This window comes from Streptomyces sp. NPDC026394 (assembly GCF_055567735.1).
Genome location: NZ_JBVHPX010000002.1, coordinates 383511 through 397625, shown reverse-complemented (window position 1 = coordinate 397625; position 14115 = coordinate 383511). Strand labels below are relative to the sequence as shown.

The window sequence follows — 14115 nt, the reverse complement described above, 5'->3', positions numbered from 1 at the left end:
GGGACCGCCGGCGTTCCCGACCTCGGCGGCCCCCGCGGCGTCGGCGCCGTCCCAGGCTCAGGAGGATTCCCCAGCATCGGCGTCATCTCCGGTCCCTGCGGAGCCCCCGACCCCTGCGGAGCCCCCGACCCCTGCGGAGCCCCCGACCCCTGCGGAGCCCCCGGCCCCTGCGGAGCCCCCGGCCCCTGCGGAGCCCCCGACCCCTGCGCAATCCCCGCCCCCTGCGGACGGCGGGAAGTCGGCCGGTCGGCCCTCGGATGCCGAGCGGATGCGGGCCGAGCCGCTCGACCAGGCGCGTACCGATGCCTACCTGCGGCGAATCGGTGCCGACCGTCCGGCGGTGCCCGACACCGAGGCGCTGCACGACCTGCATCTGCGGCACCTGCGGACCGTCCCCTTCGAGAACCTCTCCGTCCACCTCGCCGAGGACGTGGCTCTGGAGTACAGGCCGCTGGTGGACAAGGTCGTCGGTGCCTCACGCGGCGGCTTCTGCTACGAACTCAACGGCGCCTTCGCCGCCCTGCTCCGCGCCCTCGGCTACCGCGTCGAACTGCTCGCCGCCCGGGTCTTCGGCCCGGAAGGCCCCGGCATCCCGTACGACCACCTCGCGCTGCGCGTCCACACCGCCGACGGACAGGGCGGACCGTGGCTCGCCGACATCGGCTTCGGCAGGAACAGCCAGTACCCGCTCCGTCTGGACAGCCGCGACCAACAGCCCGACCCCGCCGGACTGTTCCGCATCGAGGAGACCGCCGACGGCGACCTCGACGTCCTGCGGGACGGTGTGCCCCAGTACCGGCTGGAACAGCGGCCGCGTGCCCTGGCCGACTTCGCGGCGGGCTGCTGGTACCACCGCACCTCGCCGGACTCGCCCTTCACCCGGTCACTGGTCTGCTCCCGGCTGACGGAGACCGGCCGCGTCACCCTCTCCGGCCGTACGCTCGTGATCACCGACGCCGACGGCGGCCGGGACGAGCGAGAACTGTCCGAGGCCGAGGTGCTCCCCGCCTACCGCACCCACTTCGGCATCACGCTGGACCGGATACCGGAGCTGCGCGGCTGACGTGCGCCTGCCCCGGCTGCGGCACCTTACGGGCGGGCGCTGCGCGACCGGCAGACGGCCGACGCGTCACTCGGCCTCCAGCCAGCCCTCGTACTCATCGGCCAGGGCGTCCAGCTTCGCCGGGTCGTGGACCCCGGTGGGATCTTCGACGACCACCAGCCACTGGGCGTCCTCGGCGTCGTCCTCGCCCGCCAGGGCGTCCCGGACGAGCTGGGGTTCCTCCGTGACGCCGAAGCGCTCGGCCAGCGCCTCGGCGACCTCCTCGGCGGAGTCGCGGTCGGGCAGCACCAGAACATGTCGTACATCGCTCACCCGGTCATTGTCCCGGTCGTCGTCCGGCGGCGCGGGCCGGGCACCACGCCGCCGCCAGTGATGCCACCGCCAGTGACGCGGCTGCCAGTGGCGCCGCCGTCAGTGGCATCGCTGTCGGTGGCGTCGCTGTCAGTGGGGCGTGGGATGCTGGTGCGCGATGGCCAGGAAAGCAGCAAACGACGACCCGCTCGCCCCGCTCACGCTCGCCGTGGGCCAGGAGGACCTGCTCCTGGACCGCGCCGTGCAGCAGGTGGTGGCGGCGGCCCGCGCCGCCGACGCGGACACCGATGTGCGCGACCTCACCCCCGACCAGCTCCAGCCGGGCACGCTGGCCGAGCTGACCAGCCCGTCGCTGTTCGCCGAGCGCAAGGTCGTGGTGGTCCGCAATTCCCAGGACCTGTCCGCCGACTCGGTCAAGGACGTCAAGAAGTACCTCGGCTCCCCGGTCGAGGAGATCACCCTCGTGCTGCTGCACGCCGGCGGCGCCAAGGGCAAGGGCCTGCTGGACGCCGCCCGCAAGGCCGGTGCGCGGGAGGTCGCCTGCGCCAAGATGACCAAGCCCGCCGACCGCCTCGCCTTCGTGCGCGGTGAGTTCCGTACGGCGGGACGGTCCGCCACCCCGGAGGCGTGCCAGGCGCTGGTGGACGCGCTCGGCAGTGACCTGCGCGAACTGGCCTCGGCCTGTTCGCAGCTGGTCGCCGACATCGAGGGCACCATCGACGACGCCATCGTGGCCCGCTACTACCGCGGCCGCGCCGAGGCGTCCAGCTTCACCGTCGCGGACCGTGCCGTGGAGGGCCGGGCCGCCGAGGCGCTGGAGGCGCTGCGCTGGGCCATGTCGACGGGCGTCGCCCCCGTCATGATCACCAGCGCGCTCGCCCAGGGCGTCCGCGCCATCGGCAAGCTGGCCTCCGCCCCGCGCGGCGCCCGCCCAGGCGACCTCGCCCGCGAGCTGGGCATGCCTCCCTGGAAGATCGACCGGGTGCGGCAGCAGATGCGCGGCTGGTCGGCGGACGGCGTGGCGACGGCGCTGCGTGCGGTGGCCGACGCCGACGCCGGCGTCAAGGGCGGCGGTGACGACCCCGAGTACGCACTGGAGAAGGCCGTCGTCACCATCGCCCGCGCCGCCCGCTCCCGCTGACCGCCGGGGGAGCGGAAAGGGCCGGGGCCCGGCCTCAGCTCCGCAGTTTGCGGAGCGTCTCCGTCGCGCTCGCCTTGAGCATCCCGGTGACCTGCTCGGTCGTCGGTGGCTTCGCCGAGCTGCTGCGGGAGGTGTAGCTCGACCAGGTGAGCTGGTAGGTCGCCCAGCCGTCGCGGACCCCGAGGATCACGTACGAGCCGCTGCTGTCGTCGGACCGGCGGACGAGGTACGCCTCGTCACCGATGCCCGGCACCGGGGTGACCTGGTACGAGATCGAGCTGCGCTGGCTCCCGTACGCGCGGTAGCTGTCCGCGAACTCGGCCGCCGGGTCGGTCTTCTTGTGCAGGGTGGCGCTGCTGTAGACCCAGGTCGAGGAGTAGTCGTTGCCGTCCGCACCGGACGGCTTCAGCTCGGCGTTGCACCACATCGAATCCAGCGCGCCCTGCTGGACACCGCTGTACTGCGGATTCTGCGCGCTGCTGCCGGAGGACCCCGACGACGAGGAGCCCCCGGCCGGTTTGATCTTGAAGTTCGCGCTCTCGAACGGCGTGAACGCGGTCCGGTCGCACAGGTCGGACGTGTACGAGTAGCCCGCCAGGTCGGGATCGGGCCGCGCGTCCCCGAAGGCACCGACGGCGAAGAGGATCGCCCCGCCCATCGCCGAAGCGGCGACCGCCCCGCCGAGCGCCCACAGCCAGTGCTGCGCCGTACCTCCGCCACCGGTACCGCCCGCGCCGGACCCGGGTCCAGCCCCAGCCCCAGGCCCAGGCCCAGGCCCCTGAGCGTAAGGATTGTGCTGCGGCACCCCGGGCCCGTACGGCCCCGGTCCTACTCCTGGCGCCGGTCCCGCTCCTGCCCCCGGCCCCGGCCCTGCCCCCGGCCCCGGCCCTGCCCCCGGCTGGTGCGGCAGGGGCGGTGGCTGGGAGGGAGCGGACGGCTGTGGCTGCGCGTAGGGATGGTGCTGGTCCCCCGGAATCGACATGCGCGGCAGCGTAGCGGACCCGAACCGGCCACATGGCCGTAATTGTGACCTGAGCCACACCGCCCCCGCCCCCGCCCCACACCAGCCCCGCACCCGCCCCGCGCCGGCCCGCAACCGCGCCACACCGGCCCCGCGCCCGCCCCGCCCCCGCCCCGCGCCGGCCCGCAACCCGCCCCACACCAGCCCCGCGCCCGCCCCGCCCCCGTCCCGCAGCCACCTCGCGCCCGCCCCCATGCCCAAGCGCCCCCACCCCCGCCCCCCCACGACAACGACAAAAGACCCCGCGCCACCCTGGGAAAGGGCGACCGCGAGGTCCTTCGTCTCAAGCTGTGTGTGCGCCGCACCCGCGTGGCGAACGCAGGCCGTGTGCGGCGCGGTGGTGCACCGGAAGGAGCGGAGAGAGGGGCCGCTGGGCCCTTACCGGCAGTGGTGAAGCGTCAGAACAGGTCAGGCCTTGAGGGCCGCGACCTTCTTGGCCAGCGCCGACTTCTTGTTGGCGGCGGCGTTCTTGTGGATGACACCCTTGCTGACGGCCTTGTCCAGCTTCTTGGCGGCCTCGGCCTGGGCGGTGGCGGCCTTCTGCAGGTCACCGGCCTCCACGGCCTCACGGGTGCGACGGATCGCGGTACGCAGCGAGGACTTGACAGCCTTGTTGCGCTGACGAGCCTTCTCGTTGGTCTTGATCCGCTTCATCTGGGACTTGATGTTCGCCACGAAAGAGCCTTTTCAGGTTCGTTGGAATTTCGAGTTGCGCCTCGTACGAGAGAGGGCACAAAGCGCAGTGGACCAGGCTACCAGCAGCCTCCTCGGCCTCCCAAACCGGACCAGGACCGCCGCGCATGGGACCATGGGGGGACGAAAAACAACCGAGTCCCGCCTACCCGCGTTCTCTGAATGGACCCTGCGTGCCCGCGACCCCTACGAACGTGCCGGAGCCGAGCCGTACCGCCCCGGCTCTCATCCGTAACTTTTGCATCATCGCGCACATCGACCACGGCAAGTCCACGCTTGCCGACCGGATGCTCCAGCTGACCGGCGTCGTCGAGCAGCGGCAGATGCGCGCGCAGTACCTCGACCGCATGGACATCGAGCGCGAGCGCGGCATCACGATCAAGTCCCAGGCGGTCCGGCTGCCCTGGGCCCGCAGCGACGAGGACAGTGGCGCGACCCACATCCTCAACATGATCGACACCCCGGGCCACGTGGACTTCACGTACGAGGTCTCGCGCTCCCTCGCCGCGTGCGAGGGCTGCATCCTCCTCGTGGACGCCGCCCAGGGCATCGAGGCGCAGACCCTCGCCAACCTGTACCTGGCGATGGAGCACGACCTCCAGATCATTCCGGTGCTGAACAAGATCGACCTGCCGGCCGCGCAGCCCGAGAAGTTCGCCAAGGAGCTGGCCAACCTCGTCGGCTGCGAGCCCGAGGACGTGCTGAAGGTCTCCGCGAAGACCGGTGAGGGCGTCGCCGAGCTGCTCGACAAGGTCGTCCGCGACGTGCCGGCCCCGGTCGGCGTCAAGGACGCGCCCGCCCGCGCGATGATCTTCGACTCGGTCTACGACGCGTACCGCGGCGTCGTGACGTACGTGAAGGTCGTCGACGGCACGCTCGGCAAGCGCGAGCGGATCCGGATGATGTCCACCGGCGCAGCCCACGAGCTGCTGGAGATCGGCACGAACTCGCCCGAGATGAAGGCCGCCGACGGCCTGTCCGTGGGCGAGGTCGGCTACCTGATCACCGGCGTGAAGGACGTCCGCCAGTCCAAGGTCGGCGACACCATCACCCAGCTCAGCAAGGGAGCCGACCAGCCGCTGGGCGGCTACAAGGACCCGAAGCCGATGGTCTTCTCCGGCCTGTACCCGCTCGACGGCTCCGACTACCCGGAGCTGCGCGACGCCCTGGACAAGCTCCAGCTCAACGACGCCGCGCTGGTCTACGAGCCGGAGACCTCCGCGGCCCTCGGCTTCGGCTTCCGCGTCGGCTTCCTGGGCCTGCTGCACCTGGAGGTCATCCGCGAGCGCCTGGAGCGCGAGTTCGGCCTCGACCTGATCGCCACCGCCCCCAACGTGGTCTACCGCGTGGACATGGAGGACGGCGCCGAGCACGAGGTCACCAACCCCAGCGAGTTCCCGACCGGCAAGATCGACAAGGTCCACGAGCCGGTCGTACGGGCCACGATCCTGGCGCCCAGCGAGTTCATCGGCGCGATCATGGAGCTGTGCCAGACCCGGCGCGGCAACCTGCTCGGCATGGACTACCTCTCCGAGGACCGGGTCGAGATCCGCTACACCCTCCCGCTCGCCGAGGTCGTCTTCGACTTCTTCGACCAGCTCAAGTCCAAGACCCGCGGTTACGCCTCGCTGGACTACGAGCCCACCGGCGAGCAGGCCGCCGACCTGGTCAAGGTCGACATCCTGCTGCACGGCGACAAGGTCGACGCGTTCTCCGCGATCTGCCACAAGGACAAGGCGTACGCGTACGGCGTGCGGCTGGTCGCCAAGCTGCGCGAGCTGATCCCGCGGCAGAGCTTCGAGGTGCCGATCCAGGCCGCCATCGGCAGCCGGGTCATCGCCCGTGAGACGGTCCGCGCCATCCGCAAGGACGTGCTCGCCAAGTGCTACGGCGGTGACATCTCCCGTAAGCGGAAGCTGCTGGAGAAGCAGAAGGAAGGCAAGAAGCGGATGAAGATGGTCGGCAGCGTGGAGGTCCCGCAGGAGGCCTTCATCGCCGTGCTGTCCTCCGACTCCGACGGCGACTCCAAGGGCAAGAAGTAGCCGCGTAGGCGGGCGGTCCGGGCCTGTGGGCCGGCCGCCCGCCGCCCGCGCGTCCAGCCTCCGCCGCCCGCGCGTCCAGCCCCCGGCCGATCCCGGCCGGGGGCTGAGTGCTGTCACGGAACGGGCGTCCGGTCCGTACGGCATCCGGGCGGTCGGCGGGGAAATCGGCGGCCAGGCGGTTTCCGGGACGCGCCGGACACCGTTGTCGTGGGTGGCAGCGGAGTTCCGGGCGGCCCAGGGGCGTCCGGGCGGCATGAGTGCCGTGCCGCCGAGAGGAGGCCGCGCCGGAAAGGGATGGGTATGAAGTACACCAAGGCCGCCGTGCTGCTGGCCGGGGCCGCGCTGTCCGTGGGCGCCGCCGCGCCCGCCTTCGCCGACCAGACGGGGGCGGACAAGTTCAAGAGCGGCGTCAGCGGGACGGTCGGCGGTGCACAGAAGGCCGTCACCTCCCTCGGCGACGGGCTGAAGAAGGTCAACGGCACGCTGCGGGGCGACGAGAAGGTCGGCCACATGGTCGGCGACTCGGCCGCCTCGAACGCGCCCAGCGCCGACGGCATCGGCCTCCAGGCCGCTTCGCTCGGCCGCTGACCGGCCGTCCGCCGCCTGCCCGTGCGCCCGCGTCCGCGCTTCCGGAGTTCGTACCTCCGGACTCCGCACCTCGGGGCCGGCCGACCCGGGCGCGCACCCGGCGGCCGGCCCGCCCGGCGCGCGGGCGGCGGCGCACCTCCAGATCACACGATCGGCTGAAGCCGTACCCCACGAACGGCGTACGCCAGGTCCGTAACCGGTGTGCGGGATGAACCCGATGACCTCGCTCACACGGCAGCCCGCCTCCCGCCCGTACCGGTGGGCACCCCCGCCCGTACCGGTCGGCCCCACCGTCCGTGCCTGGGATGGCGGGCATCGGCGCTGGTCAGGGCAGCGTGCATCCGCTCCGGCAGCCCGCCGGAGTCCCACCCCGCACCCGGTCAGGGCGAAACGTGTACGGGGCATCCACCGTGCTGGTCCCCTCCTGAACCAGTCCGCCGCAGCCCCTTACGCCATGGCGCGACGCACTCTAGTCTGATCACTGCTCGAAGGTTACTCGCGAGTCACCAGCAACGTAGCGGGCCCCGGAGGATGCCGTGACGGACACCCAGACGCTGATCGAGAACCGGCCACCTTCCGTGGCGACCCTCTTCCTGGAGCGTGTCGCGGCAACCCCCGACCACGAGGCGTACCGCTATCCGGTGCCGTCCGCCGCGGGCCGGGGGCCCGACGACTGGAAGGTGCTGAGCTGGGCCGAGGCCGCCCGGCGGGTGTACGCGGTGGCCGCGGGCCTGATCTCGCTGGGCGTCAGGGCCGAGGAGCGGGTGGCGCTCGCCGCCAGTACCCGCGTCGAGTGGATCCTCACCGACCTCGGCGTGCTGTGTTCCGGCGCGGCCACCACCACCGTCTACCCCAGCACCAACGCGGACGAGACGGCGTACATCCTCGCCGACTCCGGCAGCCGCGTACTGATCGCCGAGGACGCGGGGCAGCTCGCCAAGGCCCGCGAGAAGCGCGCCGACCTGCCGGAACTGGCCCATGTCGTGGTGATCGAGGAAGCCGACGCGCAGCCCGCCGAGGGCGACCCGGAGGACTGGGTGCTCTCCCTCGCCGAACTGGAGCGGCGCGGCACCGCCCACCTGGAGAAGAACCCGGACTGCGTACGGGAGCAGATCGCGGCGTTGCGCGCCGACCAGCTCGCGACCCTGATCTACACCTCGGGCACCACCGGCCGGCCCAAGGGCGTACGGCTGCCGCACGACTGCTGGTCGTACATGGCGCGGGCGATCCAGGCCACGGGCCTGGTCACCGAGGACGACGTGCAGTACCTCTGGCTGCCGCTGGCGCACGTCTTCGGGAAGGTGCTGACCGCGGGGCAGATCTCCGTCGGGCATGTGATCGCGGTGGACGGCCGGGTCGACAAGATCATCGAAAATCTGCCGGTGGTGCAGCCCACCTACATGGCGGCCGTACCGCGGATCTTCGAGAAGGTCTACAACGGCGTGGTGACCAAGGCCCGGGAGGGCGGCGCCGCCAAGTACAAGATCTTCCAGTGGGCGGCGGGCGTGGCACGGGAGTACGCCAAGGCCTCCCAGGAGAACTTCCGCCGCACCGGCAACGCCTCCGTCCCCTTCGCCCTCGGCGCCAAGCACAAGATCGCCGACGCGCTCGTCTACGCCAAGCTGCGTGATGCCTTCGGCGGCCGGCTGCGCGCCGCGATTTCCGGTTCCGCGGCCCTCGCCCCCGAGATCGGCTACTTCTTCGCCGGCGCCGGTATCCACATCCTGGAGGGGTACGGACTCACCGAGACCAGCGCGGCCAGCTTCGTGAACCCCGGCGAGGCGTACCGCACCGGCACGGTCGGCAAGCCGCTGCCCGGCACGGAGGTGCGGATCGCCGAGGACGGCGAGGTGCTGCTGCGCGGGCCCGGCATCATGGCGGGCTACCACGGACTGCCGGAGAAGACGGCCGAGGTGCTGGAGTCGGACGGCTGGTTCCACACCGGCGACATCGGCGAGCTGTCCCCGGACGGCTATCTGCGGATCACCGACCGCAAGAAGGACCTGATCAAGACCTCCGGCGGCAAGTACATCGCGCCGGCCGAGGTCGAGGGGCAGTTCAAGGCGGTCTGCCCGTTCGTCTCCAATGTGCTGGTGCACGGCGCCAACCGGAACTTCTGCACCGCGCTGATCGCCCTCGACGAGCCGACGATCATGGGCTGGGCCGCCGAGCACGGCCTCAAGGGGAAGTCGTACGCCGAGGTCGTGGGCGCGGCGCGGACCCGCGAACTGATCGAGGGGTACGTGGAGCGGGTCAACGAGGGGCTCCAGCGTTGGCAGCAGATCCGCAAGTTCCGGCTGCTGCCGCGGGACCTGGACATCGAGCACGGCGAGGTGACCCCCAGCCTCAAGATCAAGCGGCCGGTGGTGGAACGGGCCTTCAAGGACCTGCTGGAAGAGATGTACGAGGGCGCCCGCGAGGCGTGACGGCTGCGCCAGAAGGGGCTGCTGTGCCTCGTGGGGTGTAGCGGCTTGTGCCCCCGACGGCGGCGGCCGCGCCGACTCCGGGCGGTACGGGCACCGGTGCCCGCCGATGCCCGTACCGCCCGGAGCCCGTACGGGTCCCGAACCCCGCCCCCCCCGGGCCGCTACCGCCCCCGCCGCAGCGCCCGTACCGATTCGCCCATGCGGGCCACGCTCTCGGTCAGATCGCGTACACCGGGGTCGGAACTGCCGGAAAGGCGTCGCTCGATCTCGGAGATTCGGTCCGCCAACTCGCCCATCCGGGCGTGGTCCTGCTTTATGAGTCGTCGCAACTGCCGGTTCTTGCGGTGCAGGTCGAGAAAGACGTTCACCTTGGCGCGGAGCACCCATGGATCGAAGGGCTTGGTGAGGTAGTCGGCGGCGCCCGTCGAATACCCGCGGAAGGCGAATCCGGAGTCGCTGTCCGTCCCGGTCAGGAAGATGATCGGAATGTCCTTCGTCTGGTCGAGACGCTTGATGTTGGAGGCGGTCTCGAATCCGTCCATGCCGGGCATGAGAATGTCCAGCAGGACGACCGCGAATTCCTGCCGGAGCAGTGCCTTCATGGCTTCCTCGCCGGACCGGGCCCGGACCAGCGGCTCGCCGAGCGAGCCCAGGACCGCTTCGAGCGCGGCGAGGTTGTCCTCCATGTCGTCGACGAGAAGGATGCCCGCCCGGTCGTCGGTTCCGGCGCCGGCGCCGGTGTCGGGTGCATGGGTCATGATGGGCCTTCGGTGCCTTGGGACCTCGGAAAGGTCGCGTCGGGGTCGTGCTTGCCTGATTCACCGCCCGGGGCCGGGGTGCCGGAGGCGTGCCGGGACAGGAGATCGACGGTCACTGCCAGCAGGCGGTCCACGTCGACGGGTTTGGGGACGTATTCGTTGGCTCCGCTCTCCAGGGATTTCTCGCGGTCGCCGGGCATCGCTTTCGCGGTGAGCACGATGACGGGCAGATCCGCGAAGCGTGGCGTACGCCGGATCGCGCGAATGGTTTCGTAACCGTCCATCTCCGGCATCATGATGTCCATCAGGACCAGGTTGACACCGGGATTCTTCTCCAGCATCTCGATGCCCTCCCGGCCGTGTTCGGCATAGAGGACCCGCATGCCGACCCGGCTCAGCACATTGGTGAGGGCGAAGACATTGCGGATGTCGTCGTCGACGACCAGGACCTGGCAGCCGGACAGCAACGTGCCCGAGGGCCCGCTCACCCAGTCCTCCAGCCGCGTGGTGGTCGGCCACGGCGCCTCGTCGCGCGGGGCGGGCGGCCCCGAGCGCGGGTGGTGCCGCGGCGTCTTCCCCAGTTGCAGCGCCCCGTCCGCGCGCTGTTCACCGCCGTCCAGACTGTCCAGCGGCTCGGCGTAGCCGGGGCAGTCGATGGGCACGTGCAGGGTGAAGACGCTGCCGACGCCGGGGCGGCTGCTCGCGGTGATCCGGCCGCCGAGCAGCCCCGCGATCTCGCGGCTGATCGACAGTCCCAGGCCCGTACCGCCGTACTTGCGGTTGGTGGTGCCGTCCGCCTGCTGGAACGCCTCGAAGATGACCGGCAGCTTCTCCGGCGCGATACCGATGCCGGTGTCCGTGACGGTGAAGGCGATCGTGCCGTCCCCGGAGCGGTTCACCCGCAGGTCGATCTTGCCGGCGGCGGTGAACTTCACCGCGTTGGAGAGCAGGTTGCGCAGCACCTGCTGGAGGCGCTGTTCGTCGGAGAACAGCTCCTTGGGCACGTTCTCGCTCACCGACACCTCGAAGGCCAGCCCCCGGTCGAGGGTCATCGGCCGGAACGTGTCGTGGACGTAGTTGAGCAGTTTGATCAGCGGCAGCCGCTTGGGCCGTACGTCCATCCGGCCCGCCTCGATCTTCGACAGATCGAGGATGTCGTTGATGAGCTGGAGCAGGTCGGACCCGGACCGGTGGATCGTGATCGCGAACTGCACCTCCTGCTCGTTCAGGTGCCCGTCCGGATTGTCGGCGAGCAGCCGGGCGAGGATGAGCAGCGAGTTCAGCGGGTTGCGCAGCTCGTGCGACATGTTCGCCAGGAACTCGGACTTGTACTGGGACGAGCTGGCCAGCAGCGCCGCCTTCTCCTCCAGCTCCTCGTTCGACCGCTGGAGTTCCGCCTGCCGTCGCTGGAGCTCGTCGGTGCGTTCCTGGAGCTGGCGGGCCAGCCGCTGCGACTCGCCGAGCAGGGATTCCGTCCGGGAGTTGGCGACGATGGTGTTGATGGCGACGCCGATGGTGTTCACGAACTGGTCGAAGAAGGCCAGGTGCACGTCGGAGAAGCGGGAGAAGGACGCCAGCTCGATGACGCCCAGCGTCTGGTCCTCGAACAGCACCGGGATGATGACGACGGTCGCCGGGTTGGCCTCGCCCAGCCCTGAATTGATCTTGATGTAGTCCGGCGGGGCGTCCTCCACCAGGATGCGCTTCTTCTCCAGGGCCGCCTGGCGCACCAGGCCGTGGTCCATGGAGCCCGGCGTGTCGATCGTGGTGTCCAGGGACGAGCCGTACCCGGCGATGAAGGCCATCTGGAGGTCGTCGCGGTCGGTGTCGGCCAGGAAGAAGGCTCCGTACTGGGCGTTCACCAGCGGCGTCAGCTCCCGCAGGATCAGGTCGGCGACCTCCATCAGGTCCCGGTGGCCCTGCATCAGCCCCGCCAGCCGCGCGAGGTTCGACTCCAGCCAGTCCTTGGCGCGGGTGGTCTCCCGGAGGTTGGAGACCATCAGGTTGATGTTGTCGCGCAGCTCCGCGACCTCGCCCTGGGTCTCCACGGTCACGTTACGGGTCATGTCGCCGGCCGCCACCGCCGAGGCCACCTCGGCGATGGCCCGGACCTGGGTGGTGAGGTTCGACGCCAGCTCGTTGACGTTCGTCGTCAGCCGTTTCCAGGTGCCGTACACCCCTTCGACCCGGGCCTGCCCGCCCAGCTGCCCTTCGCTGCCCACCTCGCGGGCGACCCGGGTGACTTCGGACGCGAACGACGACAGGGTGTCGACCATCGTGTTGAGCGTGGTCTTCAGCTCCAGGATCTCGCCGCGCGCGTCCACGTCGATCTTCTTCGACAGGTCGCCCTGGGCGACCGCGGTGGCCACCAGCGCGATGTTGCGCACCTGCGTGGTCAGGTTGGACGCCATGAAGTTGACGTTGTCCGTCAGGTCCTTCCAGACCCCGGACGCGCCCCGGACCTGCGCCCGGCCGCCCAGATTGCCTTCCGTGCCGACCTCGCGCGCCACCCGCGTGACCTCGTCGGCGAACGCCCGCAACTGCTCCACCATCGAGTTGACGGTGTCCTTCAGCTCCAGGATCTCGCCGCGCGCGTCGACCGTGATCTTCTTCGACAGGTCGCCGTCGGCCACCGCCGTGGTCACCTGCGCGATGTTGCGCACCTGGGAGGTCAGGTTGGACGCCATGAAGTTGACGTTGTCCGTCAGGTCCTTCCAGACACCCGAGGCGCCGCGCACCTGCGCCTGGCCGCCGAGGTTGCCTTCCGTGCCGACTTCGCGGGCGACGCGGGTGACCTCGTCGGCGAAGGCGGAGAGCTGGTCGACCATCGTGTTGATCGTCGACTTCACCTCCAGGATCTCGCCCTTCGCCTCGACCGTGATCTTGCGGCCCAGGTCGCCCTCCGCGACCGCCGTCGCCACCAGGGCGATGTTGCGCACCTGGGAGGTGAGATTGTCGGCCATGAAGTTGACGTTGTCGGTGAGGTCCTTCCAGACGCCCGACACGCCGCGTACGTGCGCCCGGCCGCCGAGCCGCCCTTCGGTGCCGACTTCGCGGGCGACGCGGGTGACTTCGTCGGCGAAGGCGGAGAGCTGGTCGACCATCGTGTTGACGGTCAGCTTGAGCTGGAGGATCTCGCCGCGCGCGTCCACGGTGATCTTCTGACTGAGGTCACCGTTGGCCACCGCCGTGGTCACCTGGGCGATGTTGCGCACCTGGCTGGTCAGGTTGGACGCCATGAAGTTGACGTTGTCGGTGAGGTCCTTCCAGACGCCCGACACGCCCCGCACCTGGGCCCGGCCGCCGAGCTGTCCCTCGGTGCCGACTTCGCGGGCGACGCGGGTGACCTCGTCGGCGAAGGCGGAGAGCTGGTCGACCATCGTGTTGACGGTCAGTTTCAGCTCCAGCAGCTCGCCCGCCGCCTCGACCGTCACCTGCCGGGTCAGGTCGCCGCGTGCCACCGCCGTCGTCACCAGCGCGATGTCCCGCACCTGGGCGGTCAGCCTGGCCGCCATCGTGTTGACCGCCTCGGTCACGTCCCGCCAGCTCCCGGACAGCCCGGCCACCTTGGCGCGCCCGCCGAGCCGGCCCTCCGTACCGGACTCGCGGGCCACCCGGGTCACCTCGCCGGTGAACAGCGACAACTGGTCGACCATGCGGTTCACCGCCCGGCCCAGCCGCCGGCGGTCGCCGCGCAGCGGGCGGTTGCCGTCGTGCAGGTCCACCCGCAGGGTCAGGTCGCCGCCCGCCACCGCGTCCAGCACCTGGGTGGCCTGGGTGGTCGGGATGACCAGGGCGTCGATGATGGCGTTGGCGGCCTGTACGGAGGTGGCCCAGGTGCCGGGACCCGGGCTGGCGGACATCCGTTCGTCCAGCCGGCCCTGGCGCACGACCTCCGACCGCAGGCGTAACAACTCGTCGGACAGGTGCTGGTTGCGGGAAGCTATCTGATTGAAGACCGCGGACAGTTCGGCCAGCAGCCCCTCCTGGGCCACCGGCAGTCGCGTACGGAAATCTCCGGCCGCCATCGACGTCAGAGCGGTCAGCAGCGGTCTGAGATCGGCGGCGCGC

The 14115-nt window shown here is 70.7% G+C and carries 10 protein-coding genes; 5 read left to right on the top strand and 5 right to left on the bottom strand.

Features of this window, described 5'->3' with window-relative positions:
• The first annotated feature begins 268 nt into the window (after positions 1-268).
• Positions 269-1063 (top strand): arylamine N-acetyltransferase family protein, encoded by a 795-nt coding sequence (locus tag ACZ4QV_RS05955; RefSeq protein ID WP_361144138.1) that lies wholly within the window; start codon positions 269-271, stop codon positions 1061-1063.
• 66 nt (positions 1064-1129) lie between these two features.
• Here the strand turns inward: ACZ4QV_RS05955 and ACZ4QV_RS05950 are convergent, their stop codons facing one another.
• The gene (locus ACZ4QV_RS05950) at positions 1130-1375 is read right to left on the bottom strand and encodes a hypothetical protein (RefSeq protein ID WP_030023012.1); all 246 of its coding nucleotides are present in this window, start codon (positions 1373-1375) and stop codon (positions 1130-1132) included.
• Positions 1376-1532: 157 nt separating this feature from the next.
• Here ACZ4QV_RS05950 and holA point away from each other — a divergent pair, with 157 nt between their 5' ends.
• Positions 1533-2516, top strand: coding sequence for a DNA polymerase III subunit delta (gene holA / locus ACZ4QV_RS05945; protein ID WP_361144135.1), 984 nt, complete (start codon positions 1533-1535; stop codon positions 2514-2516).
• Between the two features lie 34 nt (positions 2517-2550).
• Here the strand turns inward: holA and ACZ4QV_RS05940 are convergent, their stop codons facing one another.
• Together ACZ4QV_RS05940 and rpsT are read right to left on the bottom strand one after the other, a co-directional pair.
• A complete protein-coding gene (locus ACZ4QV_RS05940; protein WP_361144132.1) occupies positions 2551-3174 on the bottom strand; it encodes a hypothetical protein in 624 nt (207 codons plus the stop codon).
• Positions 3175-3945: 771 nt separating this feature from the next.
• The gene (gene rpsT / locus ACZ4QV_RS05935; RefSeq protein ID WP_030023016.1) at positions 3946-4212 is read right to left on the bottom strand and encodes a 30S ribosomal protein S20; all 267 of its coding nucleotides are present in this window, start codon (positions 4210-4212) and stop codon (positions 3946-3948) included.
• Positions 4213-4403: 191 nt separating this feature from the next.
• On the opposite strand from rpsT, the gene lepA reads away from it, so the two are divergent.
• The 3 genes from lepA to ACZ4QV_RS05920 all read left to right on the top strand — a co-directional run bounded on the left by lepA (position 4404) and on the right by ACZ4QV_RS05920 (position 9286).
• The gene (gene lepA / locus ACZ4QV_RS05930) at positions 4404-6272 is read left to right on the top strand and encodes a translation elongation factor 4 (protein WP_361144128.1); all 1869 of its coding nucleotides are present in this window, start codon (positions 4404-4406) and stop codon (positions 6270-6272) included.
• A gap of 300 nt (positions 6273-6572) precedes the next feature.
• Entirely contained in the window at positions 6573-6860 is a 288-nt protein-coding gene (locus tag ACZ4QV_RS05925) for a hypothetical protein (RefSeq protein WP_361582305.1), read from the top strand.
• Positions 6861-7396: 536 nt separating this feature from the next.
• Positions 7397-9286 carry an AMP-dependent synthetase/ligase gene (locus ACZ4QV_RS05920; RefSeq protein WP_361144123.1) on the top strand — a complete coding sequence of 630 codons (1890 nt, stop codon included), beginning with the start codon at positions 7397-7399 and terminating at the stop codon, positions 9284-9286.
• Positions 9287-9447: 161 nt separating this feature from the next.
• On the opposite strand, the gene ACZ4QV_RS05915 is transcribed toward ACZ4QV_RS05920, so the two are convergent.
• Together ACZ4QV_RS05915 and ACZ4QV_RS05910 are read right to left on the bottom strand one after the other, a co-directional pair.
• The gene (locus tag ACZ4QV_RS05915) at positions 9448-10044 is read right to left on the bottom strand and encodes a response regulator (RefSeq protein ID WP_361144120.1); all 597 of its coding nucleotides are present in this window, start codon (positions 10042-10044) and stop codon (positions 9448-9450) included.
• On the bottom strand, positions 10041-14072 hold the full coding sequence (locus ACZ4QV_RS05910) for a HAMP domain-containing protein (protein ID WP_467762702.1): 4032 nt from the start codon (positions 14070-14072) through the stop codon (positions 10041-10043). Before ACZ4QV_RS05910 ends, ACZ4QV_RS05915 begins: the two co-directional genes overlap by 4 nt.
• Positions 14073-14115 lie beyond the last annotated feature (43 nt).